Consider the following 23,014-nt stretch of genomic DNA (forward strand, 5'->3'; position numbering starts at 1 on the left):
TCTCCCTTGAGCACAGACTGCCTCGGATCGAAGGGCGAAAAAGGACACGAACGGGATCTGTGGACAACTCCGGGCGATGTGGGCTTCCTGTGGACAACTCCGGCCGGAAGCCGGGCGATACCTGCCGGGTGTGCTACGAACTCTTCCCCGGACCCCGGCCCTGATCGGCGAGGTTCTTCAGCATCGCGTTGTAGGCGTTGAGATCCGCGTCGCCCGAGGCTTCCTCACGGCGGTCCTTGCGCCGGGCTTCCCGTTCGTCCTGACGCGCCCACTGCACCAGCAGCGCGACGAGCACCAGCAGGACCGGCAGCTCACCGGACGCCCACGCGATCCCGCCGCCGAGCCGCTGATCGGTCAGCAGGTCGGTGACCCACGGCAGTTTGAGGCCGCGGTAGAAGTCCTGGCCGAGCACGGTCTGCATGCTCATCAGCGCGATCCCGAAGAACGCGTGGAACGGCATGGCGGCGAACATCATCCCGAGCCGTCCCAGCGGCGGGATCCGGCGCGGGGCCGGGTCGACGCCGATCACCGGCCAGTAGAAGACGTAGCCGGCGAGCAGGAAGTGCGCGTTCATCGCCAGATGCGCCCAGTGGTAGTTCAGCGCGGAGTCGAACAGGCCGGAGAAGTACAAACCGTAAAAGGAACCGACGAACAGCAGCAGTGCGACGATCGGATGCGTCAGGAACCGCGAAAGCGGCGAGTGCACGAAGGCGAGCAGCCATTCCCGCGGTCCGGGCGGGGCGTCCTTGCCCGCCGCGGGCAGGGCACGCAGCGCGAGCGTCACGGGTCCGCCGAGCACGAACAGCACCGGCGCCACCATGGACAGCAGCATGTGGTTGCCCATGTGCACGCTGAACATCGCGGGCGCGTACCGCCCGATGCCGGACGACGTCGCGATCAGCAACACGAAACAGCCCGCCAGCCAGGCGATGACCCGGCCGGTGGCCCAGGTGTCGCCGCGGCGCCGCAACCGCCGGACCCCGGCGAGGTACAGCCCGGCGAGAACGATCGCGAGGGTGCCGTAGACGAGGTCGAACCGCCAGTCGGTGAGCAGCCTGAAGACGGTGGGCGGACCGTAGAGGTCGTAGCCGATCAACAGTTCCGTCGTCGACGGCTGGGTGAACGATTCCTGCGGCGGCGGGGTCTTCGCGAGCCCCGTGGCGATGCCGATCGTGATGAACATGATCAGCACCTCGACCGCGGCGAGCCGCAGCAGCTGTCCGCCGCCGGTACCGTTCACCAGCCCGGCGACGCCCTTCTGCCGCTGCTGATGCCCGAAGACACCGAGCAGCAGCAACGCGACGATCTTCGCGACCACCAGCAGGCCGTAGTCGGTGGTGAACAGGTCGGTGATCCTGATCCGCACCAGCGCGTTCACGATGCCGGAGACCGCCATCACGATCCAGCAGACCAGCGCCAGCTTGGAGAACCGTGTCGCGGCGAGCTTCAGGTTTTCGCCACGACGCCAGCCGAGAGCGAGCAGCGCCACCAGGCCGCCGACCCACAGCGCGGCGGCGACCAGGTGGTACAGCAGGCTGTTGGTCGCCATGTCGTGCGAGCCGCCGCTCGCGGAATGCCCGGTGACCGCGACCGGGATCAGGCCGCCGACGGACAGGAAGAAGACCACCGTCGTCCAGCCCCAGGTCAGCGCGAGACGGCAGCCGAGCGCGACCAGCAGCGCGATCAACGCGGTGAACAGCCAGGCCTTGGGCTGCTCGATGGCGTCCACGAGGTCGATCAGCACCTGCGGCGACAGCACCTCGGTGAACGGGCGCCCCGCGCCGTCGGCCGCGGAGAAGAAGATCGACGCGGCGGCCGCGAAGAACCAGACCCACGCGGCGACGCCCGCGACGCGGATGGCCGAGTAGCCGTCCGCCGCGAGCGTGCCGGACTTCTGTGGCGGGACAAGGAACGCGGCGAGCAGCAGCGAACCCACGCACAGCACCGAAGCCGCTTCGGCCAGCACCCGGACGACGGTGATGCCGTAACGCGTCACCAGCCCCGGATCCGGCAGGCCTGCGATGACGTAACCGGCGCCACCGGTCAGCGCGACCAGGCCGACGGCGACCACCGCGGCCAGGAGCGCCCCGATCGACACCAGCGGCAGGACACCGGCCTTCCGCGCGGGTGGGGCCGGTTTCGTCTCGGGGTCTGAAGGCACGTCACGAGGGTAAGCCGGACGCGCAACGGGCAAGATGGCGGCGTGCGGATCATCCTGCTGAGGCACGCCGAGTCGCTCGGCAACGTCGACGAGCTCGCCTACACCCGGATCCCCGACCACGCCCTCCCGCTCACCGATGACGGGCGTGAGCAGGCGAGGCTGGCGGGCCCGAAGCTCAAGGAGATCCTCGGCGGGCAGCGGACGGCGGTCTACGTCAGCCCGTATCTGCGGACACGGGAAACGTTGCGGCTACTGGACATCCGTGCCGACTGCGAGCGGATCGTGCCGGAGCCGAGGCTACGGGAGCAGGACTGGGGCAACCTTCAGGATCCGCAGGAGCAGGAAGTCCAGAAGCAGCGCCGTCACGAGTTCGGGCACTTCTTCTACCGGCTCCCGTTCGGCGAGTCCGGCGCGGACGTCGACGACCGGGTCGCGGCGTTCCTCAGCGAACTGGCGGCGGGCGACGAAGATCACCCCGAGACCGTGCTGGTCGTCTCACACGGCCTGACCATCCGGTTGCTGTGCCGACGGCTCTTCGGCTGGAGCATCGAGCTGTTCGAATCTTTGTCCAACCCGACGACCTGCGAATACCGCGTCGTCGAGCGGGTGAACGGCAACTGGGCGCTGGACCGCCCGTTCCGCCAGTGGCGGGACTCACCCGACGGGGAGACTCAGGACTGAGGGCGCGAGAAGCACCACTCTCGTCCCCAGACCAGGGCTCGATTCGATCCGTGCGAACCCGCCGACCTCCGCCATCCGCGCGATGATCGAGTTCTCGAGGCCGAACCCGCGCCGCCGGTCGCCGACGTCGAAACCGGCGCCGTGATCGCGCACCGTCAGGGAGACACCGCCGCCGATCCCTTCGACGCTGACGACGGCCCGCCTGGTCCCGGAGTGTTTCAGCGTGTTGCGCAAGGCCTCTCTCGCCGAGTCGTGCAGGGCCATGGCCGCCTCCTCCGAAAGCTCCGGGTCGGCGTCGTCCTGGATGACGACCTCGGCCCGCAGTCCTTCCGCGGCCATTTCGGCGGCGAGCAGCCGGAGCCGCTGGTGCAGTCCGATCGGTCCGGTGGGTTCGTGCTCGAGGCTGATCCGGATGCGCATCGCCTGGGCGCGGGCGGTGCGGCGGACGCGGTCGAGGCTGGCCGCCGGATCGAGTGCGTCGGCGGGCGCGGGAATCGCGAACGACTCCATCACCTGCAGGACGGTGTCGTGGACGTCGCGGCGGTGCCGTTCGCGTTCCGCCGCGCGGCCCTGCTGCTCCCCGAATCCGAGCGCGAACCGCATGGAAGCGCCGACCAGGCCGACCAGCGCGAGCGACGCCACCAGCGCTGTCGCGAGCGTGAGGAAGAGAGCGAACGAGGAAGCCGGGTCCAGGACGGCGTGCAACGCCACCGCGCCGCCGATGACCAGTGCTCCCGACGCCGCGCCGCGCAGCAAGGTCCAGATCATCACCGTCCCCATCAGGTGGGTCCAGGTGATCGACGTGATCAGGATGTCCTGTCCGGCCAGTGTGGCCCCCAGGACGAAGAGGACGGCGACCCCGGCGTCGGCCACCGGCACCAGCCGCGTGCCGGCCGGTGACCAGCGGAAGATCCAGGCCGCTTCGGCGACGTTCGGCACCAGGTGCAGCACCGCGAACGTCCACAGCACCGAGGATCCGGTGAGGCCTGCCGTCCACAGCGCCTGCGCCAGCATCACCAGCCGGAACACCACCGGGACCAGAGTGAGCCGGGGCAACGTGGTCTGCACCAGCCTCGCCGGGATCCCCACGCCACCCCCGAACATCAGCACCCTCACGCCGCTCCTCCCCCGGATCAGCCGCCCTGAAACTGCGACCAGGTCGCATTCATCTCAGTTTACCGAGAAGCTTGCCCGCGGTCCGGCGCGGATGTCAACGGGTGACGGGTTCTGAGACCTCCTCTCGTTTCCGCGCCCGCGCCGCGGCCACGGCGGACGGGACGATCAGCGCGGCGGTCAGGCCGACGAACAGGAACGACACCGAAAGCGACGTCACCTGCGCGATCCCGCCGATCAGCGGTGGCCCGGCGAGGAAGCCGGTGTAGGCGATCGCGGTGACGAAGGCCAGCTCCCGCTCGCCTCCGGTGCCGTCGGCGCGTTTGCCCGAGGCCCCCGCGAGGCTCAACGCGATCGGGAAGGCCGCGGCCAGCCCGGCCCCCGCCAGCGCGAAACCGACGAACCCGAACACCGGGAGAGGGGCCAGCGCGGCGAGCACGAGTCCGGCCGCGGCGATCCCAGCGCCCACCGCCAACGCACGGGTGGCGCCGAAGCGGTTCTGAAGCCAGGCGCCCGCGAGCCTGGCGAGCGCCATGGCCAGGGCGAACCCGGAGTAGGCGAAGGCCGCGGCACCGTCACCGACCCCGTGCACGGACGTCATCAGCAGGGCGGACCAGTCCGAACTCGCGCCTTCCGCGATCGCCGAGAACAGCGCGATGGCGGCCAGCAGCCAGAGGACGGGACGTTTGATCGGCGGCACCCGAGGCTTCTCGACGGGCTCCGCGTGCTCGGGCCGCGCGCCGGGCACCGCCACGACGACGAAGGCGAGCACGACGAGCGCGGCCAGCGCGGCGACGGTGAGATGCCGCCCCGGCGACCACTGGTGTGAAGCGGCGAATCCGGCGGCGATGGAGCCCGCCAGAGCGCCGAAACTGAACCCGGCGTGCAGGACCGGCATGACGGCCCGCCCGGACCGGCGCTCCACCTCGACGCCCGCGACGTTCATCGCGACATCCAGCGCGCCGACACTCGCGCCGAGGACGAACAACGCCCCGGCCAGCAGGATGACCGACGTCGAGAAGCCGATCATCGGCAGCGCGGCGCAAGCGATGATCGTGCTGCCCGCGACCACCGCGCGGGCACCGTGCCGCTCGATCAGCCGTCCCGAAACCGACGCCGCGATCAGCATGCCGACGCTGGCACCCAGCAGGGCCAGGCCGAAGACCCCCGGTGAAGCGTTCACCCTTTCCGACAGCGCCGGAGTGCGCGGTGCCCAGGAGCCGAGCGCGGCCCCGTTGAGCGCGAACACGACGAAAACGGCCGTACGGTCACGCATAGACCCAAGTCTCCTTCCGATTCCTGTTCCCTCAGAATGACTTAAGCGCTTCAGAAAGTCCATCGATCACGACCGGGACTAGACTGCCGCGGTGACCAGCACGCGACGGCGAAGGCCGACGTTGGACGATGTCGCCGACGCCGTCGGGGTGTCGCGGGCGACCGTGTCCAACGCCTACAACCGGCCCGACCAGCTGTCCGCTCAGCTGCGGGAAGAGGTGCTTCGCGCGGCCAAGAAGATCGGATACGCGGGGCCGAACCCGACGGCGCGCAGCCTGGCGACCAGTCGCACCGGCGCGATCGCCGTCCTGCTCGACACGAATCTCTCGACGGCGTTCTCGGATCCCGCACTGTCGGTCACCCTCGACGCGCTTTCGACCGTCGTCGATCCCGAGGGGCATGCCTTGCTGCTGCTCCCCGGCGACGGCGAGAGCGGCGGCCCGCGCGCGGAGCGGATCCTGACCGCGCAAGCCGACATCGCGGTGGCGTATTCGCTGGCAGACGGCGCGCCGGCACTGAACGCGGTCCGGGATCGCGGCCTGCCGCTGGTGGTGATCGACCAGCCGCATATCCGCGGTTCGGCCAGGATCGGGGTGGCGGACCGGGCCGGGGCGGCCGCGGCGGCCCGGCATCTGCTGGAACTCGGGCACCGGCGGATCGGGATCTTCTCGGCGCAGTGCCTCTCGGCGCCACGCGGGGGCGAACTGAGCGTCGCGGAGGCCGGGAACAGCCGGTTCCACGACAACCGCGAACGGATGGCCGGTTACCTGGAGACGCTGGCCGAGGCGGGTGTCCCGGCGGCGGACGTGCCGATCTGGGAGGCGTCCGGGCTCTCGGTCGAGGGCGCGCTCCCGAGCGCTTTCGGCCTGCTGGACCGGCACCCGCGGCCGACAGCGCTGTTGTGCATGTCGGATCTGCTGGCACTGGCGGCGATCTCGGCGGCGAGGCATCTCGGGCTGTCCGTACCGGGTGATCTTTCCGTCGTGGGTTTCGACGACGTCCCGCCCGCGCGCTGGTCCGAACCACCGCTGACGACGGTCCGGCAGGACCTCACCGCCAAGGGCCGGGCGGCCGGCGATCTGGTGCTGGGCCTGCTGCGCGGGGAGAAGGCACCCGCCCCCGCCGAGGTGCCCGCCGAACTGGTCGTCCGGGAGTCCACCGCGCCCGCTTAGCAGCCGAATTCGGCACTCGCAAGACGTCCCGGCGATCTGTGGACAACTCGCCCCGATCGAGCGGCGCACAACTACTTATCCACAGAAGTAGAAATGCGGGCAGACAAAGCCTTCCCCTCGGGTCATCGTGGAATCACACATTCACCGACGGCCACCGGCCGCCGCTTCACGGGGGAGAACCCAGCCATGCAACAACGTTTGACGAACCTTCGCGCACGCCTCCCGCATGTGCTCCTGCTGGCCGTGTTCGGACTGCTGACCAGTACCGGAGTCGCGAGCGCGACCGACGCCCCGCCCACACCCGCCTGCCAGAAGGGCGAGTTCTGCGTCTGGGGCGAAGAATCCTTCAGCGGCACCGTGCACAAATTCGACCTTCGCACCTCCAATCCCGAGGAATGCATTCCGCTACCCGAAGGCTTCGACGGACATTCGTTCGTCAACCGCCTGAGCCGGGACGTGACGATTTACCAGAGCGAAGAATGCACGACGGAGGGAGATTTCATCACCTATCCGGGTGGCGGCACCTACGTACCCCAGGGACCGTTCGTGATCCGCGCCCTCAAGATCTGGGACTGACCACCCCGACGGTTCGTGCCGGTCGCTCGCGGAAGAGTCGACTCGCGACCTGCACGAACCCTGGGGCCGCTCCCCCGAAGCGGCCCCAGCCCGTGGGCGCGTCACCCCGCGTCGTGACGCGCTCACGGGCGTTCCAAAAAACGGTGGGCTCGACCTGAAACGATCTGGCGGTGTCGAACGATCGACAGGTTGGCGACGGCTAAGCTGCCGGTGCTGGGCGACACCCAACGTCGCCGACGTCGGCCCTCGTAGCTCAGCTGGATAGAGCAAGAGCCTTCTAATCTCTAGGTCGCAGGTTCAAGTCCTGCCGGGGGCACGTCGCGGCTGGTCACACGCATGTGTGGCCAGCCAACAAAGGTCTCGTGGAGGCCGGAATGGCCATAAACTGGCCACTTTGGGCCAGATGCCGTCCTGGTACCCCCAGACGAGGTACCAGGACGACACCCCATCCCCGCCTACCCCTCGTGATCATGCCGACACTCACGGCAGGCCTTGCCGCAACTCGGAAATCCGCCCAGCACGGGCGGAAGTTCACCAGGCGACACGACTGCGCGAAAAGGGTCCACCGGTGGGCCACGTAAGAAAGATTCACGTCCAAGCCGCGCGGTGTCGCGTTGTTACGTTCCCATCATGTCTTCGTAGAAGGACGACCATGTGCCGCTCGCATGCTCGTCCGCATGAGCAGCGAAACACGTTCACGGCGGCTGGCCGCGTTGATCGCCCTCCCGTTGGTGTTCACAGCGGCTTGCGGTGGCGAGAAGCAGGAAGCGGAGATCGCCTCGGCGAATCCGCCGTCAGCGGCCTCGCCGTCCGCTTCTTCCGCCGCCCCGCGGGCTGAAGGGAAGAGCGCCTTCTACGACGCACAACTCGCCTACACCCAGTGCATGCGCAAGGAGGGTTTGAAGGACTGGCCGGATCCCTTGCTGTCCGGTTACGCCGACTGGCCCAAGATCGAAGTCATCCAGGAAGAGGAGGAGCGCAAGGACTCTCAGACGAAGCTCGGCGACGCGATGCAGGCGTGCAAGGAGCCGATGCAGAAGGCGATGCAGCTGGAGCCGGAGAAGGACCAGCAGAAGGTGTACGAGTCGCTGCTGGCCCACGCCCAGTGCATGCGGGCCAACGGCGTCAGCAAGTTCACCAATCCGGCCATGCTGAACGGGATCGCCCAGCCCGGTGGCGACCCCAGCCCTGCCGACCCACAGCTCAGCACGAACTCACCGGCGTACAAACAGGCCGAGACGGCGTGCCGGGACAAGCTCATCGAGCAAGCGCAAGGCATGCAGTGAGGCGCTGGCTGACGATCGGCGCGATGGTGGCGGTCGCGACCGTCGCCGGGGTGAGCGTCTTCGTCGTGATGGGCCGCGACGAACCCGGCGGCAAGGCGAACGCCGCGGACGCGCCGCCGGCGGTCGCCGAGGTCACCCGTGGTGATCTGGTGCGGAGCAAGACCATCGACGGCCACTTCGACTACGCCGACCGTCGCGCCGTGAAATCCCCGGTGGAGGGAACGGTGACGCAAGCCGCCGAGCCGGGGAAGACCGTCGAGCGAGGTCAGGTCCTGTACAAGCGGGACGCCCGACCGGTCGTCCTGCTCTACGGGTCGACGCCGATGTTCCGTGACCTGACCGTCGGCACGCTGGGACCGGACGTCCAGCAGCTGAAGCGCAATCTCCGCGACCTCGGACGAGGCAGGGGCATGCCTGTCGACAACAAGTACGACGAAGCCACCCAGGCCGCGGTGAAGTCCTGGCAGAAGGCGCTCGGCGTGCTGGAGCCGACCGGCGACCTCGGCAAAGGTGACCTGGTCTTCCAGCCAGGACCGGTCCGCGTGGTGGCCGCCGACGCGGCCTTGGCCGACCAGGTCGGCGCGGACAAGGCCGTGCTGACGATCGCGTCGACCAAACCGGTCGTGCGGGCTCAGCTGGACAAGGACGACCAGGCGCTGGCGAAGGCGGGCACCCGTGTCGAGGTCACGTTGCCGGAAGGCACCACGGCGGGCGGGCAGGTGTCCGGGACGGTCCGGGCGGAGTCCGGGAACGGCGCCGAAGCCCCGGCCGGGATCCAGGTGGAGATCACCTTGGACGACGGCGCCGCCGTACCCGACGACACCGCTGGAACGTCCAGTGTGAAGTTCATCCAAGAGAGCCGGAAGGGGGTGCTGACTGTCCCGGTCGAAGCCATCGTCGCGTTGCGCGAAGGCGGCTACGGCCTGCAGATCGTCCGCGAGTCCACGACCACGACCGTGCGGGTCGAGACCGGGATGAGCGCCGACGGCCGGATCGAGATCACCGGCGGCGGGCTGGCCGAGGGCATGAAGGTGGGAGCGGCCAAGCCATGACGGCGGTGATCGAACTGGCCGCGGCCACCAAGTCCTATCCCGGTGGTGTGTCCGCGCTGCGCGGGGTCGACCTCCGGATCGACCAGGGCGAACTGGTCGCCATCGTCGGGCCGTCGGGGTCGGGCAAGTCCACGCTGCTCAACCTGATCGGCACGCTCGACAGGGCCACGTCGGGCACGGTGCGGGTGGCGGGTCACGACGTGGGCGGGCTGTCGGACGCCAGGCTGTCGGCGTTACGTGCCCGGCACATCGGGTTCGTGTTCCAGCAGTTCCACCTGGCGCCGGGCCGGGATGCCGTGGCCAACGTCGCCGACGGGCTGCTGTACGCGGGTGTGCCGATGAGACAGCGTCGCGGCCGGGCTCGTGTGGCTCTCGACAGGGTCGGGCTCGGTCACCGGCTGGGTCATACGCCCGAGGAGTTGTCCGGCGGGGAGAAGCAGCGCGTCGCGATCGCGCGGGCGCTGGTCGGCGAACCCGGCCTGCTCCTCGCCGACGAGCCGACGGGAGCGCTGGACACCGCGTCCGGCGAGGTGGTGCTGGGCCTGATCCACGAGTTGAACGCGAGCGGCACGACGATCTGCGTCATCACCCACGACACCGAGATCGCCGCGCGGCTCCCCCGGCGCGTCGGGCTCCGGGACGGCGGGATCGTCTTCGACACCAGGGCGGCGGTGACGGCGCCGTGAGCACACCGCTGAAACCCGCCCGGCTCACTCCTCCCGACATCCTCCGGGTGGGCGTAAGCGGGCTGCGGGCCCGCCGGACACGGGTGGTGCTGTCCGCGCTCGGCATCGCCATCGGGATCGCGACGATGGTCGCGGTGGTCGGGCTGTCCACGTCCAGCCGGGCCGATCTGATGGCGCAGCTGGACCGGCTCGGCACGAACCTGCTGACCGTCGAGGCAGGCAAGGACGCCCACGGCAAACCGGTCAAGCTCCCCAAGGCCGCGGTCGCGATGGTCGAGCGGATCAGCCCGGTCGAGAAGGTCACCGCCACCGCCGAGGTCGACGCGCGGGTGCGGCGCAGCGACGCCGTCCCCGAGGAACTCGCGCCGGGCGTCACGACGCAGGCCACGCGCATCGACCTGCTCGACGCGCTGGGCGCGCGGGTCGAGCAGGGCCGCTGGCTGGATCCGGCGAGCGAGCGCGTGCCCACCGTCGTGCTCGGGGCGATCGCGGCCGAACGGCTGGGCGTGACCGGGCCTGGCGCCAAGATCCTGATGAACGACGAGTGGTTCGTGGTCATCGGGATACTGGCACCCGTCGAGCTCATGCCAACCCTCGACCGGGTCGCGTTGGTCGGTTTTCCTGTCGCGGAAAGGTTGTTCGGCTTCGACGGGCATCCGACCACGATCTTCGAGCGCTCCTCCGACGCCTCGGTGGAAGCCGTCCGAGGTGTCCTTGCCCGCACGGTCAATCCAGGTGACGAGCACTCGGTGAAGGTGTCCCGGCCGTCCGACGCGCTGGTCGCCAAGGCCGCGACGGACAAGGGACTGACCACGCTGATGCTGGGGCTGGGTGCGGTCGCGTTGCTGGTCGGCGGGGTCGGGGTCGCCAACACGATGGTCGTCTCGGTGCTGGAAAGACGACGGGAGATCGGGCTCCGGCGGGCGCTCGGCGCCACCAAGAACGCCATCCTCCTGCAGTTCCTCACCGAATCGCTGCTGCTGTCGGCGCTGGGCGGGGTGGCGGGGGCGGCGCTCGGTGCGGTCGCGACCGTCGGGTACGCCGAGGCGCAGGGCTGGATCGCGGTCATCCCGCCGTGGGCATTGGGCGCGGGGCTGGGCGCGACGTTGGTGATCGGTGTCGTCGCGGGGCTTTACCCGGCTGTACGGGCATCACGGCTTCACCCGACTGTCGCGCTCAACGCGACCTAACCGCCCAGGAACTGGGAGCACTGGTACGGCCCGACCGTCCCGCCCTGGGCCACGACGGTCACCCGCACCGCGTCGGGCCGGGTCCCGTGCTGCAGAGACTCGGCACGGGAGAGGCTGCAGACCAGCTGTCCGGCGGCCATCCCGGCGACGCCGGTCACCGGCGTCCGCGGCAGCCGCACGGTCACCTGTCCTTCGGCGGCGGACGCGGAGAACTCGCCGGTGACGGCGGTCAGATCGGTGAGCCCGGCGGCGAGTTCCGCTTCGTTCGGTCCGGCGATGACGAGTTTGACGGCGGCGGCGAGGTCCGTGATCTCCTTGTCGGGGCGGGAAACGCCGCGCAATCCTTTGTCCGAGGCGAAGTAGATCCGCATGCCTTCGGGGATTCCGGACGCCGGTGCGCCGCCGTCGAGCACTTCGGTCGGCCGCACGCCGCAGCAGGCGACGAGGGCCACGGCCGCGAGGGAGACGATCGCCCGTTTCATCGGCCGTCCTCCTTTCCGTTGCGGGGCAAGCGAAGGATGAAGACCGCACCACCGCCTTCGCGATCGGCGTGGGTGATGACCCCGCCGTGCAGCCGCGCGTTCTCCTGCGCGATGGCCAGCCCGAGACCGCTGCCTTCGGACCGGGTGCGGGCACTGTCGGCCTTGTAGAACCGTTCGAACACGTGCCGTGCCGCCTCCGCCGTGAGCCCCGGCCCGCGATCGGCGACCTCGACGAGCACGTCGGCCTCGGTCGGCCTCAGCACCACCGTCACCGGCGGCTCGCCGTGCCGGAGGGCATTCCCGACGAGATTGGCGACGATGACGTCCAGCCGCCGCCGGTCGAGCCGGGCCCGCACTGTCACCAGCTCGGCCGAGACCTGGTCTGTCCAGCCTCGGGTGGACAACGTCGCGCGGAGGACTTCGGCGACGTCGAGGTCCTGCAGGGTCAGCGTCGCGGCCTGGGCGTCGAAACGGGAGATCTCGATGAGGTCGTTGACGAGCCTGGCGAGTCCGGCGGTCTCGGCGCTCACCGTGCGGGCGGCGTGGGCCGTGTCCGGCGGCAGGTCGCCGGCGTCCTCGTCGAGCACGGACGACACCATGGTCATCGCGGCGAGCGGCGTCCGGAGTTCGTGGGAGACGTCGGCGACGAACCGTCGCGCGCGGGCCTCCTGCTCCCGGAGCTCGGCGACCGACGACTGCAGCGCGTCGGCCGTTTCGTTGAAGTCCCTGGCGAGATCGGCGAGTTCGTCGCGGCCCTTGACCGGGACGCGGGTCTCCAGCCGTCCACCGGCCAGCCGCCGGGTCGCCCGCGCGAGCCGCCGGACGGGCCGCAGCACGGTCCCGGCGGAGAGCAGGGCGAGCACGGCGGCGAGCAGCACCACCGGGACGACACCGTCGCGGACGGACGTCAGCAGGGCCGCGATGTCGTCCTGCTCCGGCTGCAGCGAGATCACCTGGAACACCTCGACGCCGGACGGCCGCCCGGAACCGGCGAACGTGACCGGGGTGCCCACCACGAGCCACGGCGCGCCGTTCCAGTCGACCCGCTGGAAACTCGACCGGTTCTCGGCCCGCACCCGGTCCCGCAGCCCGGCGGGGATCGCCTCCTGCTCGGCCGGTGCCACGAGATCCTGGTACCGGACGACGACCCGTGCGTCGCGGGTGCCGGAGGCGACGGCCTCGGCGAGCCGGTCCAGCGCACGCCGATCGGGCGGGACTTCGAACTCCCCGACGGCCGCGTTCACCCGGTCGCGGAAGTTCTGCACCGCCGAGGAACCCGCACGTTCGAGAATCGCCTCGCGGGCCTTGTCGTAGGCCAGCACCGTGGCGGTGGCGGCGCTGAGCAGCGACACCAGCACGAACGCAACCAGCAGACGACCGCGAAGCCCGCCGAACCTCACAGCGGCCCGAAGCGGTAGCCGAATCCGCGCACGGTCTGCACGTAACGCGGCCGGGAAGCGACGTCTTCGATCTTGACGCGCAACCGCCCGACGGCGGCGTCGACCAGCCGCGCGTCGGCGAAGTAATCGTGCTCCCAGACCAGTTCCAGGAGCTGCTCACGGGTGAAGACCCGGCCCGGCGAGGCGGACAGCTCCAGCAGCAGCCGCAGTTCGGTCGGCGGGATCGCCAGCGGGACGCCGTTCTTGGTGACGGTCAGGCCCGCGCGGTCGAGGACGAGCCCGTCGTGGTCCTCCCGTTCGCGCGCCGCCGGGACGACCCGGCGGACGGCCGCGCGGATCCTGGCCTCCAGCACCCGCGCCGTCACCGGCTTCACCACGTAGTCGTCGGCGCCCGCCTCCAAACCACGGACGATGTCGGCATCGTCGCCGCGGGAGGTGAGCATGATGATCGGCATCGTGCTCAGCTCACGGAGGCGGCGGCACACCTCGAAACCGTCGATCCCCGGCAGCATCAGATCGAGCACGACCGCCTCGATCCCGCCCGCGCCGGGACGCCGCACCAGGTCGAGCCCGTCCTCACCGCTGCCTGCGGCGTCGACGTCGTGACCGTGACGCCGCAGGACGAGTTCCATCGCGTCGCGAATGGACACATCGTCTTCGATCAGCAGGACATGCGGCATGGCCGTGATTATGGCGCCCTGGCGCGGCAGTATCGACGAAGTGGTCCGCAGGTGGCACCGGGCGCTATAGGTTGTGCGCATGTATGCGCCGACGCCGACACAGCGTGACCCGCGGCCGACCCCCGGACCTCCCTGGTGGCTGCTCATCGGACCCGGCTTCGCCGCACTCATCGGCCTTTTCCTGGTCACCGTGATCTACCGCTTCGACGGCGGGTCGGCCCTGCAGATCGATCTGGGCATGTCCAGCCAGTCCCTGCTGCTGACCGGCCTCGTCTCGTATCTTGTCGCGGCCGCGATCGCCTTCCCGGCGGGTCTGCTGCTCGGCGGGCGCTTCCCGACGCCGGTGACCGTACCCGCGATCGTCTTGATGCTCCTCGGCGTGTTGCTGGTCGCCTTCGTCCCCACCAGCGGCCTGCTCCTGGTCGGCCGGGTGCTCGGCGGACTCGGCGCGGGCGCCGTCCTCGGGGTGACCGTCGCGCTGATCCGGCGGCTCCGGTCCGGTCGCGGCGCCGCGGCCGGGATCACGGCGGGTCTCGGCGTCCTCGCCTTGGTGATCGCGCCGGTCCTCGGTGGACTGCTTTCGGACGCCACCGGCTTCCGCCTGGTGTTCTTGGTGGCCGCGCTGTTCGTGTTCGTCGCGCTCGTCGTCGCGGGAGTCCTCGGCATCGTCGCCTTGGTCAAGGCGAAGACACCGGCGCAGCCGTACGCCTGACTTTCAGCCGCCGAGACCCCGTAACGCCACGAGCAGTTCGTCCGGCACGTCGAGCCCGGCTTCCACTTCCGACACCTTCGCGGCCACGCGCCGGTGCGTCGCCCGGCCGCGGGCGCTGAGGTGGACGAGCACGCGGCGCCTGTCCGCGGCGTCGACCTCGCGGTACGCCTGCGCGGTGGTGACCAGTTTGTCGACCACCCTGGTCAGCGTCGGGGCGGTGGCGAGTGTCCGGTCGGCGAGGTCGGCCATGGCGAGGCCGCCCTTGCCGCTCAGCGCGTCCAGCACCAGCCACTGGTCGAGGGTGAGCCCTTCCTTGGCGAGCACCTGCTCGACCATGGCGGCGACGGCCCTGGCGGCACGGGTGAGCGAGCCGGTGATCGACATTCCGGCGGTCGCGACGCCGCTTGTCCCCATATCCCGTCCCCTTGCCAAAACCGGACACCCTCGCAATACTTCCAGGTGAAAGCACTTTGACCTTACCGGGCCACCGCACGGAGCGCCATGCCCCTACGCCTCGCCACACGGCCCCGCGACGACACCTGGCGCGTGGCCATGGTGGTCCCGCTGCAGGGGCCCGCCGGGCTGTTCGGCCCGTCCTGCGAGGCGATCACGGAGCTGGCCGTCCACGAACTCAACGAGTCCGGCGGCATCCTCGGCAGGCAGGTCGAGGCCGAGGTGGTCGACGGCGGCGGCAGCCCAGGACAAGTGGCCGAAGACCTGCGGCGCCTCGTCGACAGCGGAGGAGTCGACGCGGTGAGCGGCTGGCACATCTCGTCGATCCGGAACGCGCTCGCGCCGGTGGTCGCCGACAGGATCCCGTACGTGTACACCTCGCTCTACGAAGGCGGCGAGCGCCGTTCGGGCATCTTCTGCACGGGCGAGACACCGCGCTGCCAGATCGAACCGGCCCTGCGCTGGCTGCGCGACCACCTCGGCGCCCGGCGCTGGTTCGTCGTCGGCGACGACTACGTCTGGCCGCATCGGTCGGCACGGGCGATCCGGCACTACGCCAAGGATCTCGGCCTGCGCATCACCGGCGAGGCCTTCGTCGGGCTCGGCGAAGGCGACATGTCCACAGTGGTCCGTCAGGTCGAACAGTCCACAAGCGACGGTGTGCTCATGTTGCTGGTCGGACAGGACGCGGTCCGCTTCAACCGGGCCTTCGCCGCGCAGGGGCTCAGCGACCGCCTGATCCGGTTCAGCCCGCTGATGGAGGAGAACATGCTCCTCGCCAGCGGCGCGAACGCGACCGGCAACCTGTACGTCTCCGCCGCCTACTTCCGGTCCATGGTCACCGCCGACGCGATGGACCTGCTCGGCCGCTACGTCGACCGCAACGGTCCCGGCGCCCCGGCCTTGAACAACGCGGCCGAATCCTGTTACGAGGGACTGCACACGCTGGCGGAACTCGTCCGCCGGGCGGGGACGCCGGAGCTGCCCGCGCTCAACGCGGCGATCGACGGCGTCGCCTATCACGGGCCGCGCGGCACGATCGAGTTCCGCGGGCAGCAGGCCGATCAGCACGTCCATCTCGCGGTCGCCGACGGCTACGACTTCGAAGTCCTCACCCGGCTCTGAAACGCCACCTCTTGACTCACCCCGGCACACCACATACTTTCATTTGGAATTATTCCATGTGATGCACATTGCGCGGAGGTGAGCATGGGCAACGTGGGCCTGCTCTACGTCGGCGCCGCCTTGATGATCAACGGCCTGATGTTGCTCGGCCGGATACCACCCCGGTCGGCGGCGGTGCTGAACCTGTTCGTCGGCGCCTTGCAGTGCGTCACCCCGACCGTCCTCATCGTCCAGGCGGGCGGGAACCAGGACGCGATCCTCGCCGCTTCCGGCCTGTACCTGTTCGGCTTCACCTACCTGTACGTCGGCATCGCGAACCTCGCCGGCCTGGCGCCCGAAGGCATCGGCTGGTTCTCGCTCTTCGTGGCGGGCGCCGCCGTGGTGTACGCGGGAATCGCCTTCTGGCACGACAACGATCCGGTGTTCGGCGTCATCTGGCTGTCCTGGGCGCTGTTGTGGGGGTTGTTCTTCCTGGTGCTCGGCCTCGGCAAGGAGAGGCTGACGCGGTTCACCGGCTGGACCGTCCTCCTGCTCAGCCAGCCGACCTGCACGGTGCCCGCCTTCCTCGGCCTGACCGGCGCGTACCGCAGCGACGCCGGGACGGCGTTGCTGGCGGCCGCGATCGCGGTGGTGCTGGTCGTGGCGGCCGCGGTACTCAGCCCGTCCCGAATTTCCACCGAGAAAAGGAGTCTCAATGCGACACGGTGACATTTCCGCCAGCCCGGACACGGTCGGCGTCGCGGTGGTCAACTACAAGATGCCGCGCCTGCACACCAAGGCCGAAGTCCTCGACAACGCCCGCAAGATCGCCGAAATGGTGGTGGGCATGAAGTCCGGCCTGCCCGGCATGGACCTCGTGATCTTCCCGGAGTACTCGACGCAGGGCATCATGTACGACCCCAAGGAAATGTACGAGACGGCGGCGACGATTCCCGGTGAGGAAACCGAAATCTTCGCCGCCGCGTGCCGCGAAGCGCAGACCTGGGGCGTTTTCTCCATCACCGGTGAACGGCACGAGGACCACCCGAACAAACCGCCGTACAACACGCTCGTGCTCATCAACGACCGCGGCGAGATCGTCCAGAAGTACCGCAAGATCCTGCCGTGGTGCCCGATCGAAGGCTGGTACCCCGGCGAGGAGACCTACGTCAGCGACGGCCCCAAGGGCATGAAGATCTCGCTGATCATCTGCGACGACGGGAACTACCCGGAGATCTGGCGCGACTGCGCGATGAAGGGCGCCGAGCTGATCGTGCGCTGCCAGGGCTACATGTACCCGGCCAAGGAACAGCAGGTCCTGATGGCCAAGGCGATGGCGTGGGCCAACAACTGTTACGTGGCCGTGGCGAACGCCGCCGGTTTCGACGGCGTGTACTCGTACTTCGGGCATTCCGCGATCATCGGCTTCGACGGGCGCACGCTCGGCGAGACCGGCGAAGAGGAATACGGGATCCAGTACGCGCAGCTCTCGGTGTCGGCGATCCGCGACGCGCGGACCTACGACCAGTCCCAGAACCACATCTTCAAGCTGCTGCACCGCGGCTACACCGGCGTGCAGGACGCGGACGAGGGCGACAAGGGCGTGGCGGACTGCCCGTTCGACTTCTACAAGCTCTGGGTCACCGACGCGAAGAAGGCACAGGAGAACGTGGAGTCGATCACTCGCGACACCATCACTCCTCGGCACCCATGATGAGGACCGTGAGCCGGACACCCCGTGACGTGTGGGCGAAACTCAGCACCAGCGGGACGAGCACGAGCGCGATGTAGGTCCACAAAGGCCAGTGGTACAGATGGTTCAGATGCCACGTTTCCTTGAGGGCGATGAAGAAGGCGCCCGCGCATACGATGAACCAGCCTTTGGCCTTGTTGGCGAAGGTGGTCATGGTGCGCCGCTGGCCGGGCGTGAGCGTCTTCATGAACTCGCGCTGCGCCTTCTTCCGGCGACGGCGTTCCTTGAGGACGGCCACCGGCGGCACCAGCCACCACCAGCGCGACGCGGGGGTGCCGCCGGTGGGACGGCGCGTCTGGACCGAACGCAGGTCGTCGAACCGCTCGCTCTCCTCGCGGAGTTCGAGCGCGCCCTGGTACATGGGCCCGGCGACGAGGAGCCAGCCGCCGAGGAAGGCGGACCAGGCGATGACGTACTCGATGTGGATCACCCTCCCCGGACCACCGACGTCCGTGATCCGCGATGATCAGCCTATCCGTCCCTAGACTCGGCGCCATGGACAGGATCGACAGCGGCAGCCGGGTGATCGCCGCACCGCCCGCGACCGTCTACAAAGCTTTGCTGGACAGGGAATCCCTCGAGACCTGGCTGCCGCCCGAAGGGATGCGTGGCCGCATCGAGCGCTGGGATCCGCGGCCCGGTGGCGGCTTCCGGATGACCCTCACCTACCTCGACGCGTCCGCCGCCCCCGGCAAATCGTCGGAGGCGACGGACGTCGTCGAAGTCGGGTTCGCCGATCTGGTGCCTGCGGAACGCGTGGTGCACCTGGCCGTCTTCGAGTCCGAAGACCCGGCGTTCGTGGGCACCATGACGATGACCTGGGACCTCACCGCCGCGGGCGACGGCACCGAAGTGACCGTCACCGCGACGGACGTGCCGTCCGGCATCGGCCAGGCGGATCACGAGGCCGGGATCGCCTCTTCCTTGGCCAACCTGGCGTCCTTCACCGAAGCACGCTGACGGCCGGACGCGACGACGATCGCGGCGAGGACGGCCATCACCAGCGGCACGAGCAGGGCCGCCCGGAAACCGCCGAGCGCGGCCTGCGGCGAACCGTCACCGAGCGCGGCGACGTTGACGGCGGTCACCGCGGACAGCCCGAGCGCCGCGCCGAACTGGAAGGCCGTGTACAGCAGGCCACCCGCCAGGCCCTGCTCGTCTTCGGCGATCCCGTCGGTGGCCACGATCGTCAGCGGTCCGTAGGCCAGGGCGAAACCTAGGCCGAGGATGATCATCGACGGGAACATCGCCGCGTACGTCCAGTCCAGGTCCAGCGGCAGGAAGAGCGCGTAGGCCACGGCGGCGAGGACGAAACCGCCGAAGATCAGCCGCGTGTTGCCGAACCTCGCCACCAGACGCGGGGTCAGTGTCGGCGCCAGGATCGCGTCGATCCCGACCGCCAGCAGCGCCAGGCTCGTCTCCAGCGTCGACCAGCCCCGGAGTTCCTGCAGGTACAGCGTGACGAGGAACTGGAACCCGAAGAACGAACCCGCGAAGAGCAGCGCACTGACGTTCGCCCGCACCAGCGGACCCGATTTCAGGATGCCCAGCCGTACCAGCGGCGCGGACGAGCGCCGTTCGATCGTCACGAAGGCCGCCAGCGCGGCCACTCCCCCGGCGAAGGACGCGACCGTCCAGCCCCAGCCCTGTGCGGGGTGTTCCAGCCGGACCACCGCGTACGCGATCAGCAGCATCGCCGCGGTCACGGTGACCGCCCCGGCGAAGTCCGCGCGCCGCTGGAGGCGCTCCTGTTTCGCGGGTTCCTTGATGAGCCAGAGCGCGGCGGCGAGGATGACGGCGGACAGGACCACCGGGGTGAAGAACACCCAGCGCCAGTCGATCCTGGTCAGCAGCCCGCCGATGACCAGGCCGAGCGAGAAACCGCCCGCCCCGGTCCCGGCGTAGAACAGCAGGGCCTTGTTGCGTTTCGGGCCCTCTTCGAAGCTCGTGGTGATGATGGACAGGCCCGCCGGGGTCATGAAAGCCGCGGCGACGCCGGTGACGAACCTGGCGAGCAGCAGCATCCAGCCTTCGGTGGCGAGCCCGCCGAGACCGGAGAAGACGAGGAACACCACCAGCCAGGTGAGGAACATCCGGCGGCGGCCGTACATGTCGGCGGCACGCCCGCCCAGCAGCATGAATCCGCCGTAGCCGAGCACGTAGGCGCTCACCACGCCGCTCAAGGTCGCGGTCGACAGGCCGAGTTCGGCCCGGATGGACGGCAGCGCCACGTTCAGCATCGCGACGTCGATGCCCTCCAGGAAGATGGCGCCGCACAGCACCAGGAGCACGCCCCAGGCACGTCCGCTCATCCGCTCGGCGGCACGTGTTGTAGTCAAGATCAGTTCTCCCTCGGTGGACAAGGGACCGACGGTTACCCATCTGCCGGTCAGTTCCCTCTTGTAACCAAGGAGATCTTCGGACACTATCGATGACCATGGAAGAAGGCACTTTGAACTCACCCAGTCGTTGTGAACTCACCGAGGAGGACTACGAGGCCTTCCAGTGGGACACCCGCGAGGACTGCGAGGTCCGCCAGATCCTGGACCGGGTGGCGGACAAGTGGTCACTCCTGGTCATCGCGCTGCTCGACCGGAACACCCTCCGGTTCACCGAGCTGAAGTACAAGATCGACGGCATCAGCCAGCGCATGCTCACCACCACGCTGCGGCACCTCGAACGCGACGGGCTCGTGACCCGGACCGTCTACCCGGTCGTGCCGCCCCGCGTGGACTACGCGCTGACCCCGCTGGGCATCACCCTGCACAAGACCATCCAGTCGCTGGTCACCTGGACCGAAGACCACCAGAGCGAGATCGCCGTCGCACGCGCCCAGTACGACAAACGCGTCACCGCCTAGGGAGTCGCATGGCCAGACTGTCCGGAGGGGATCCGTCACTGCTGCGGCGGCTCAACGCCGTCGCCGTCCTGCGAGCGCTGTACGCGGCCGAGCAACTCACCCTCGCGGAACTAGTCAAGGCGAGCGAGGTCTCCCGGCCGACGGTCGAGGAGATCGCCGCCGACCTCGGCGGGCAAGGCCTGGTCGAAGAGGTTCCGCTCTCCCCTGCCGCCCCGCGACCGGTGGGCAGGCCCGCCAAGCGGTACCGCTTCCGCCCCGAGGCCGGACACGTCGCCGGGCTCGAAGTCGGCAGGCACCGGGCCCTGTGCCTGGTCGCCGACCTGCGCGGCGAGGTCATCGGCCGGGCGACGGCCGAACTCACCCCGGAAATGGACGCGACCGACCGGCTCGGTGCCGCACGCCGGGCGCTCGGAGCCGCCGTCGAAGGCCTTGAGAACGTCCGGGCACTCGGCATCGGCACCACCGGTGTGGTGTCCGGCGGCAAGGTCGTCCGCGACGATCGTCTTCCCGGCTGGGCCGGGGTCGACCTTCCCGCGGAGTTCGGCGGCCGCTGCCCGGTGCTGACCGGGAACGACACCAAGCTCGCGACGCTGGCCGAGCACTGGCGCGGCGCGGCACACGGCGTCGACGACGTCGTCTACGTGCGGGCCGGGCGCACAGTCTCGCTGGGCATGCTGCTCGGCGGGAAACTGCACGGCGGCCATCACGGCGCGGCGGGCGAGATCGGCTCCCTGCAGCAGGCCGGCCCGTACGCGTCACTCGACAGGTTCGTCGAGCTCGTCGCCGCGACCGTGCTCACCCTCGACCCTCAGCTGGTGGTGATCGGCGGCAACGAGAACCCGCAGGCCCTGTCGACGACCCGGCTGCGCACCGAACTGGCCAGGCTCTGCCTGTTCCCGGTGCGTGTCGAGGCGTCGATCCTCGGCGAAGACTCGGTGGCGCTCGGCGCGGTCCGGCTGGCGCTGGGCCGCGTGGAGCGGGAACTGTTCAGCGTCGCGGACGTCGCCTCAGCAGGCTGATCACCACGATCAGCACGGCCACCGCGCCACTGGTGAACAGCTGCGCCCGCGCGTCGGCGTCCGTCCACATGAGAATGAGGACACCCGCCATCGCGACCAGCGCGACCCAGCTGAGCCACGGGAAACCCCACATCCGCACCGGCAGGTCCGCGGCCGTGCCGTCACGTTCCGCCGCTTTCCGCAGCCGCAGCTGGGAGACGGCGACGAAGATCCAGACCAGCAGGATGTTCGCCCCGATGGCGTTCAGCAGGAACGGCAGAACGTGTTCAGGCGCCAGGAAGTTCAGCAGGACGGCCACGAACCCGAAGGCCACCGAAGACAGCACCGCCGTCCGGGGGACACCAGCGCCGGACAGTTTCAGCATCGCGCGCGGCGCCTCGCCGCGTTCGGCGAGGGAGAACACCATCCGCGAGGCGCCGTAGAGGTTCGCGTTCAGCGCCGAGAGCAGCGAGGTCAGCACGACGAAGCTCATCACCAGCGCCGCCGCGGGCACCCCGATCTGCTCCAGGATGGTCACGAACGGGCTGGCGTTGGCCGAAGCGGATTCCCATGGCAGCAACAGCACCATCAGCGCCACGGAACCGACGTAGAACAGCAGCAGCCGCACGATGACCGTGCGCGTGGTGCGCCGGATCGAGTCCGCCGGGTCTTCGGACTCCGCCGCGGCGATGGTGACCAGTTCCATGCCGCCGAAGGAGAACGCGACCGCGAGCAGGCCGGTCAGCACCCCTTGCAGGCCGTTGGGCAGGAATCCGCCGTGCTCGGTGAGATTGCTCAGCCCGACCGGCGTCGTCCCCGGCAGGATCCCGAACACCGCCAGCGTGCCGAGTACGAGGAAGCCGACCACGGCGGTCACCTTGATGGCGCCGAACCAGAACTCGAACTCCCCGAACGAGCGCACCGCGAACAGGTTCACCACGGTCAGCACCGCCATGAACAGCAGCACCCAGGTCCACTGTGGAATCGTGGGCAGCAGCCCGTTCGCGATCCCCGCCGCCGCGGTGGCCTCGGCGGCCACCACGACCACCAGCAGCGACCAGTACAGCCAGCCGACGGTGAACCCGGCCCAGCGGCCGAGCGCCTTCTCCGCGTACACCGAGAACGAACCGCTGCTCGGCTCCGCGGCCGCCATCTCGCCCAGCATGCGCATGACGAGCACCATCAGCAGGCCGGCGACCACATAGGACAGCAGGATGCCGGGGCCGCCGGTCTTGATCCCCGCACCGGTGCCGACGAACAGGCCGGCGCCGATCGCCCCGCTGATGGCCAGCATGGTGACGTGGCGCCGCCGGAATCCGGTGCCGAGCGACCGGGTCTCGATCGCGGTCACGGGTTCGGCGGGACCTGGTGCGGGCATGG

The 23,014-nt window shown here is 69.5% G+C and carries 24 protein-coding genes and 1 tRNA gene; 15 read left to right on the top strand and 10 right to left on the bottom strand.

Going from position 1 to position 23,014, the window contains the following annotated elements:
• Nucleotides 1-133 precede the first annotated feature (133 nt).
• Nucleotides 134-2,161: a bifunctional copper resistance protein CopD/cytochrome c oxidase assembly protein gene (locus AMYAL_RS0101620; protein ID WP_020629551.1), complete on the bottom strand. Its 2,028-nt coding sequence runs from the start codon at nt 2,159-2,161 to the stop codon at nt 134-136.
• Between the two features lie 42 nt (nt 2,162-2,203).
• Between AMYAL_RS0101620 and AMYAL_RS0101625 the strand changes: the two genes are divergently transcribed.
• Nucleotides 2,204-2,842 carry a histidine phosphatase family protein gene (locus AMYAL_RS0101625; RefSeq protein WP_020629552.1) on the top strand — a complete coding sequence of 213 codons (639 nt, stop codon included), beginning with the start codon at nt 2,204-2,206 and terminating at the stop codon, nt 2,840-2,842.
• On the opposite strand, the gene AMYAL_RS0101630 is transcribed toward AMYAL_RS0101625, so the two are convergent.
• On the bottom strand, nt 2,816-3,952 hold the full coding sequence (locus AMYAL_RS0101630) for a sensor histidine kinase (RefSeq protein ID WP_020629553.1): 1,137 nt from the start codon (nt 3,950-3,952) through the stop codon (nt 2,816-2,818). The genes AMYAL_RS0101625 and AMYAL_RS0101630 overlap by 27 nt on opposite strands.
• A gap of 100 nt (nt 3,953-4,052) precedes the next feature.
• Nucleotides 4,053-5,231 (bottom strand): MFS transporter, encoded by a 1,179-nt coding sequence (locus AMYAL_RS0101635; RefSeq protein WP_020629554.1) that lies wholly within the window; start codon nt 5,229-5,231, stop codon nt 4,053-4,055.
• Nucleotides 5,232-5,352: 121 nt separating this feature from the next.
• Here AMYAL_RS0101635 and AMYAL_RS0101640 point away from each other — a divergent pair, with 121 nt between their 5' ends.
• The 7 genes from AMYAL_RS0101640 to AMYAL_RS0101670 all read left to right on the top strand — a co-directional run bounded on the left by AMYAL_RS0101640 (nt 5,353) and on the right by AMYAL_RS0101670 (nt 11,192).
• The gene (locus AMYAL_RS0101640) at nt 5,353-6,402 is read left to right on the top strand and encodes a LacI family DNA-binding transcriptional regulator (RefSeq protein ID WP_020629555.1); all 1,050 of its coding nucleotides are present in this window, start codon (nt 5,353-5,355) and stop codon (nt 6,400-6,402) included.
• A 186-nt stretch (nt 6,403-6,588) separates the two neighbouring features.
• Nucleotides 6,589-6,978 carry a peptidase inhibitor family I36 protein gene (locus AMYAL_RS0101645; RefSeq protein ID WP_020629556.1) on the top strand — a complete coding sequence of 130 codons (390 nt, stop codon included), beginning with the start codon at nt 6,589-6,591 and terminating at the stop codon, nt 6,976-6,978.
• Between the two features lie 242 nt (nt 6,979-7,220).
• Nucleotides 7,221-7,294: transfer RNA gene (locus tag AMYAL_RS0101650), tRNA-Arg, on the top strand.
• A 361-nt stretch (nt 7,295-7,655) separates the two neighbouring features.
• A complete protein-coding gene (locus AMYAL_RS0101655; RefSeq protein ID WP_026466647.1) occupies nt 7,656-8,264 on the top strand; it encodes a hypothetical protein in 609 nt (202 codons plus the stop codon).
• A complete protein-coding gene (locus AMYAL_RS0101660) occupies nt 8,261-9,316 on the top strand; it encodes a peptidoglycan-binding protein (protein WP_020629558.1) in 1,056 nt (351 codons plus the stop codon). Before AMYAL_RS0101655 ends, AMYAL_RS0101660 begins: the two co-directional genes overlap by 4 nt.
• Nucleotides 9,313-10,002, top strand: coding sequence for an ABC transporter ATP-binding protein (locus tag AMYAL_RS45480; protein WP_020629559.1), 690 nt, complete (start codon nt 9,313-9,315; stop codon nt 10,000-10,002). The genes AMYAL_RS0101660 and AMYAL_RS45480 overlap by 4 nt, the downstream gene beginning before the upstream one ends.
• Nucleotides 9,999-11,192 carry an ABC transporter permease gene (locus AMYAL_RS0101670; RefSeq protein ID WP_026466648.1) on the top strand — a complete coding sequence of 398 codons (1,194 nt, stop codon included), beginning with the start codon at nt 9,999-10,001 and terminating at the stop codon, nt 11,190-11,192. The genes AMYAL_RS45480 and AMYAL_RS0101670 overlap by 4 nt, the downstream gene beginning before the upstream one ends.
• Here AMYAL_RS0101670 and AMYAL_RS0101675 read toward each other — a convergent pair.
• Genes AMYAL_RS0101675 through AMYAL_RS0101685 form a run of 3 tightly spaced genes read right to left on the bottom strand, consistent with a single transcriptional unit; the run spans nt 11,189 to nt 13,754 of the window.
• Nucleotides 11,189-11,674 (bottom strand): GerMN domain-containing protein, encoded by a 486-nt coding sequence (locus AMYAL_RS0101675; protein ID WP_020629561.1) that lies wholly within the window; start codon nt 11,672-11,674, stop codon nt 11,189-11,191. The two genes, AMYAL_RS0101670 and AMYAL_RS0101675, sit on opposite strands and share 4 nt — an antisense overlap.
• Nucleotides 11,671-13,074: a sensor histidine kinase gene (locus AMYAL_RS45485; RefSeq protein WP_020629562.1), complete on the bottom strand. Its 1,404-nt coding sequence runs from the start codon at nt 13,072-13,074 to the stop codon at nt 11,671-11,673. The genes AMYAL_RS0101675 and AMYAL_RS45485 overlap by 4 nt, the downstream gene beginning before the upstream one ends.
• Nucleotides 13,071-13,754, bottom strand: a complete 684-nt coding sequence (locus AMYAL_RS0101685) for a response regulator transcription factor (RefSeq protein WP_020629563.1) — start codon at nt 13,752-13,754, stop codon at nt 13,071-13,073. The genes AMYAL_RS45485 and AMYAL_RS0101685 overlap by 4 nt, the downstream gene beginning before the upstream one ends.
• Before the next feature lie 79 nt (nt 13,755-13,833).
• Between AMYAL_RS0101685 and AMYAL_RS0101690 the strand changes: the two genes are divergently transcribed.
• Entirely contained in the window at nt 13,834-14,466 is a 633-nt protein-coding gene (locus AMYAL_RS0101690) for an MFS transporter (protein WP_020629564.1), read from the top strand.
• A gap of 3 nt (nt 14,467-14,469) precedes the next feature.
• Here AMYAL_RS0101690 and AMYAL_RS0101695 read toward each other — a convergent pair whose 3' ends face one another.
• Nucleotides 14,470-14,880 carry a MarR family transcriptional regulator gene (locus AMYAL_RS0101695; protein ID WP_051137493.1) on the bottom strand — a complete coding sequence of 137 codons (411 nt, stop codon included), beginning with the start codon at nt 14,878-14,880 and terminating at the stop codon, nt 14,470-14,472.
• 87 nt (nt 14,881-14,967) lie between these two features.
• On the opposite strand from AMYAL_RS0101695, the gene AMYAL_RS0101700 reads away from it, so the two are divergent.
• The 3 genes from AMYAL_RS0101700 to AMYAL_RS0101710 all read left to right on the top strand — a co-directional run bounded on the left by AMYAL_RS0101700 (nt 14,968) and on the right by AMYAL_RS0101710 (nt 17,737).
• A complete protein-coding gene (locus AMYAL_RS0101700; RefSeq protein ID WP_280632797.1) occupies nt 14,968-16,044 on the top strand; it encodes a substrate-binding domain-containing protein in 1,077 nt (358 codons plus the stop codon).
• An 84-nt stretch (nt 16,045-16,128) separates the two neighbouring features.
• The gene (locus tag AMYAL_RS0101705) at nt 16,129-16,752 is read left to right on the top strand and encodes an AmiS/UreI family transporter (protein ID WP_020629567.1); all 624 of its coding nucleotides are present in this window, start codon (nt 16,129-16,131) and stop codon (nt 16,750-16,752) included.
• Nucleotides 16,739-17,737, top strand: coding sequence for an aliphatic amidase (locus tag AMYAL_RS0101710; protein WP_020629568.1), 999 nt, complete (start codon nt 16,739-16,741; stop codon nt 17,735-17,737). Before AMYAL_RS0101705 ends, AMYAL_RS0101710 begins: the two co-directional genes overlap by 14 nt.
• Here the strand turns inward: AMYAL_RS0101710 and AMYAL_RS0101715 are convergent.
• Nucleotides 17,718-18,206 (bottom strand): hypothetical protein, encoded by a 489-nt coding sequence (locus AMYAL_RS0101715; protein WP_020629569.1) that lies wholly within the window; start codon nt 18,204-18,206, stop codon nt 17,718-17,720. The genes AMYAL_RS0101710 and AMYAL_RS0101715 overlap by 20 nt on opposite strands.
• A 65-nt stretch (nt 18,207-18,271) precedes the next feature.
• Between AMYAL_RS0101715 and AMYAL_RS0101720 the strand changes: the two genes are divergently transcribed.
• A complete protein-coding gene (locus tag AMYAL_RS0101720) occupies nt 18,272-18,736 on the top strand; it encodes an SRPBCC family protein (RefSeq protein ID WP_020629570.1) in 465 nt (154 codons plus the stop codon).
• Here AMYAL_RS0101720 and AMYAL_RS0101725 read toward each other — a convergent pair.
• Nucleotides 18,676-20,088: an MFS transporter gene (locus AMYAL_RS0101725; protein WP_020629571.1), complete on the bottom strand. Its 1,413-nt coding sequence runs from the start codon at nt 20,086-20,088 to the stop codon at nt 18,676-18,678. The two genes, AMYAL_RS0101720 and AMYAL_RS0101725, sit on opposite strands and share 61 nt — an antisense overlap.
• 119 nt (nt 20,089-20,207) lie before the next feature.
• Here AMYAL_RS0101725 and AMYAL_RS0101730 point away from each other — a divergent pair, with 119 nt between their 5' ends.
• The gene (locus AMYAL_RS0101730) at nt 20,208-20,636 is read left to right on the top strand and encodes a winged helix-turn-helix transcriptional regulator (protein ID WP_020629572.1); all 429 of its coding nucleotides are present in this window, start codon (nt 20,208-20,210) and stop codon (nt 20,634-20,636) included.
• Between the two features lie 8 nt (nt 20,637-20,644).
• Entirely contained in the window at nt 20,645-21,655 is a 1,011-nt protein-coding gene (locus AMYAL_RS0101735; protein ID WP_020629573.1) for an ROK family transcriptional regulator, read from the top strand.
• On the opposite strand, the gene AMYAL_RS0101740 is transcribed toward AMYAL_RS0101735, so the two are convergent.
• Nucleotides 21,624-23,012, bottom strand: coding sequence for an amino acid permease (locus AMYAL_RS0101740; RefSeq protein ID WP_020629574.1), 1,389 nt, complete (start codon nt 23,010-23,012; stop codon nt 21,624-21,626). The two genes, AMYAL_RS0101735 and AMYAL_RS0101740, sit on opposite strands and share 32 nt — an antisense overlap.
• Nucleotides 23,013-23,014 lie beyond the last annotated feature (2 nt).

Origin of the sequence: Amycolatopsis alba DSM 44262 (assembly GCF_000384215.1) — a bacterium.
Lineage (GTDB): Bacteria > Actinomycetota > Actinomycetes > Mycobacteriales > Pseudonocardiaceae > Amycolatopsis > Amycolatopsis alba.

Bases quoted from the DNA above. Each gene is read 5' to 3' on its own strand.
- AMYAL_RS0101635 (WP_020629554.1), bottom strand. From the start codon at position 5,231: ATGCGTGACCGTACGGCCGTTTTCGTCGTGTTCGCGCTCAACGGGGCC.
- AMYAL_RS0101645 (WP_020629556.1), top strand. From the start codon at position 6,589: ATGCAACAACGTTTGACGAACCTTCGCGCACGCCTCCCGCATGTGCTC.
- AMYAL_RS0101655 (WP_026466647.1), top strand. From the start codon at position 7,656: ATGAGCAGCGAAACACGTTCACGGCGGCTGGCCGCGTTGATCGCCCTC.
- AMYAL_RS45480 (WP_020629559.1), top strand. From the start codon at position 9,313: ATGACGGCGGTGATCGAACTGGCCGCGGCCACCAAGTCCTATCCCGGT.
- AMYAL_RS0101675 (WP_020629561.1), bottom strand. From the start codon at position 11,674: ATGAAACGGGCGATCGTCTCCCTCGCGGCCGTGGCCCTCGTCGCCTGC.
- AMYAL_RS0101685 (WP_020629563.1), bottom strand. From the start codon at position 13,754: ATGCCGCATGTCCTGCTGATCGAAGACGATGTGTCCATTCGCGACGCG.
- AMYAL_RS0101690 (WP_020629564.1), top strand. From the start codon at position 13,834: ATGTATGCGCCGACGCCGACACAGCGTGACCCGCGGCCGACCCCCGGA.
- AMYAL_RS0101695 (WP_051137493.1), bottom strand. From the start codon at position 14,880: ATGGGGACAAGCGGCGTCGCGACCGCCGGAATGTCGATCACCGGCTCG.
- AMYAL_RS0101700 (WP_280632797.1), top strand. From the start codon at position 14,968: ATGCCCCTACGCCTCGCCACACGGCCCCGCGACGACACCTGGCGCGTG.
- AMYAL_RS0101705 (WP_020629567.1), top strand. From the start codon at position 16,129: ATGGGCAACGTGGGCCTGCTCTACGTCGGCGCCGCCTTGATGATCAAC.
- AMYAL_RS0101710 (WP_020629568.1), top strand. From the start codon at position 16,739: ATGCGACACGGTGACATTTCCGCCAGCCCGGACACGGTCGGCGTCGCG.
- AMYAL_RS0101720 (WP_020629570.1), top strand. From the start codon at position 18,272: ATGGACAGGATCGACAGCGGCAGCCGGGTGATCGCCGCACCGCCCGCG.
- AMYAL_RS0101725 (WP_020629571.1), bottom strand. From the start codon at position 20,088: ATGAGCGGACGTGCCTGGGGCGTGCTCCTGGTGCTGTGCGGCGCCATC.
- AMYAL_RS0101730 (WP_020629572.1), top strand. From the start codon at position 20,208: ATGACCATGGAAGAAGGCACTTTGAACTCACCCAGTCGTTGTGAACTC.
- AMYAL_RS0101735 (WP_020629573.1), top strand. From the start codon at position 20,645: ATGGCCAGACTGTCCGGAGGGGATCCGTCACTGCTGCGGCGGCTCAAC.
- AMYAL_RS0101740 (WP_020629574.1), bottom strand. From the start codon at position 23,012: ATGCCCGCACCAGGTCCCGCCGAACCCGTGACCGCGATCGAGACCCGG.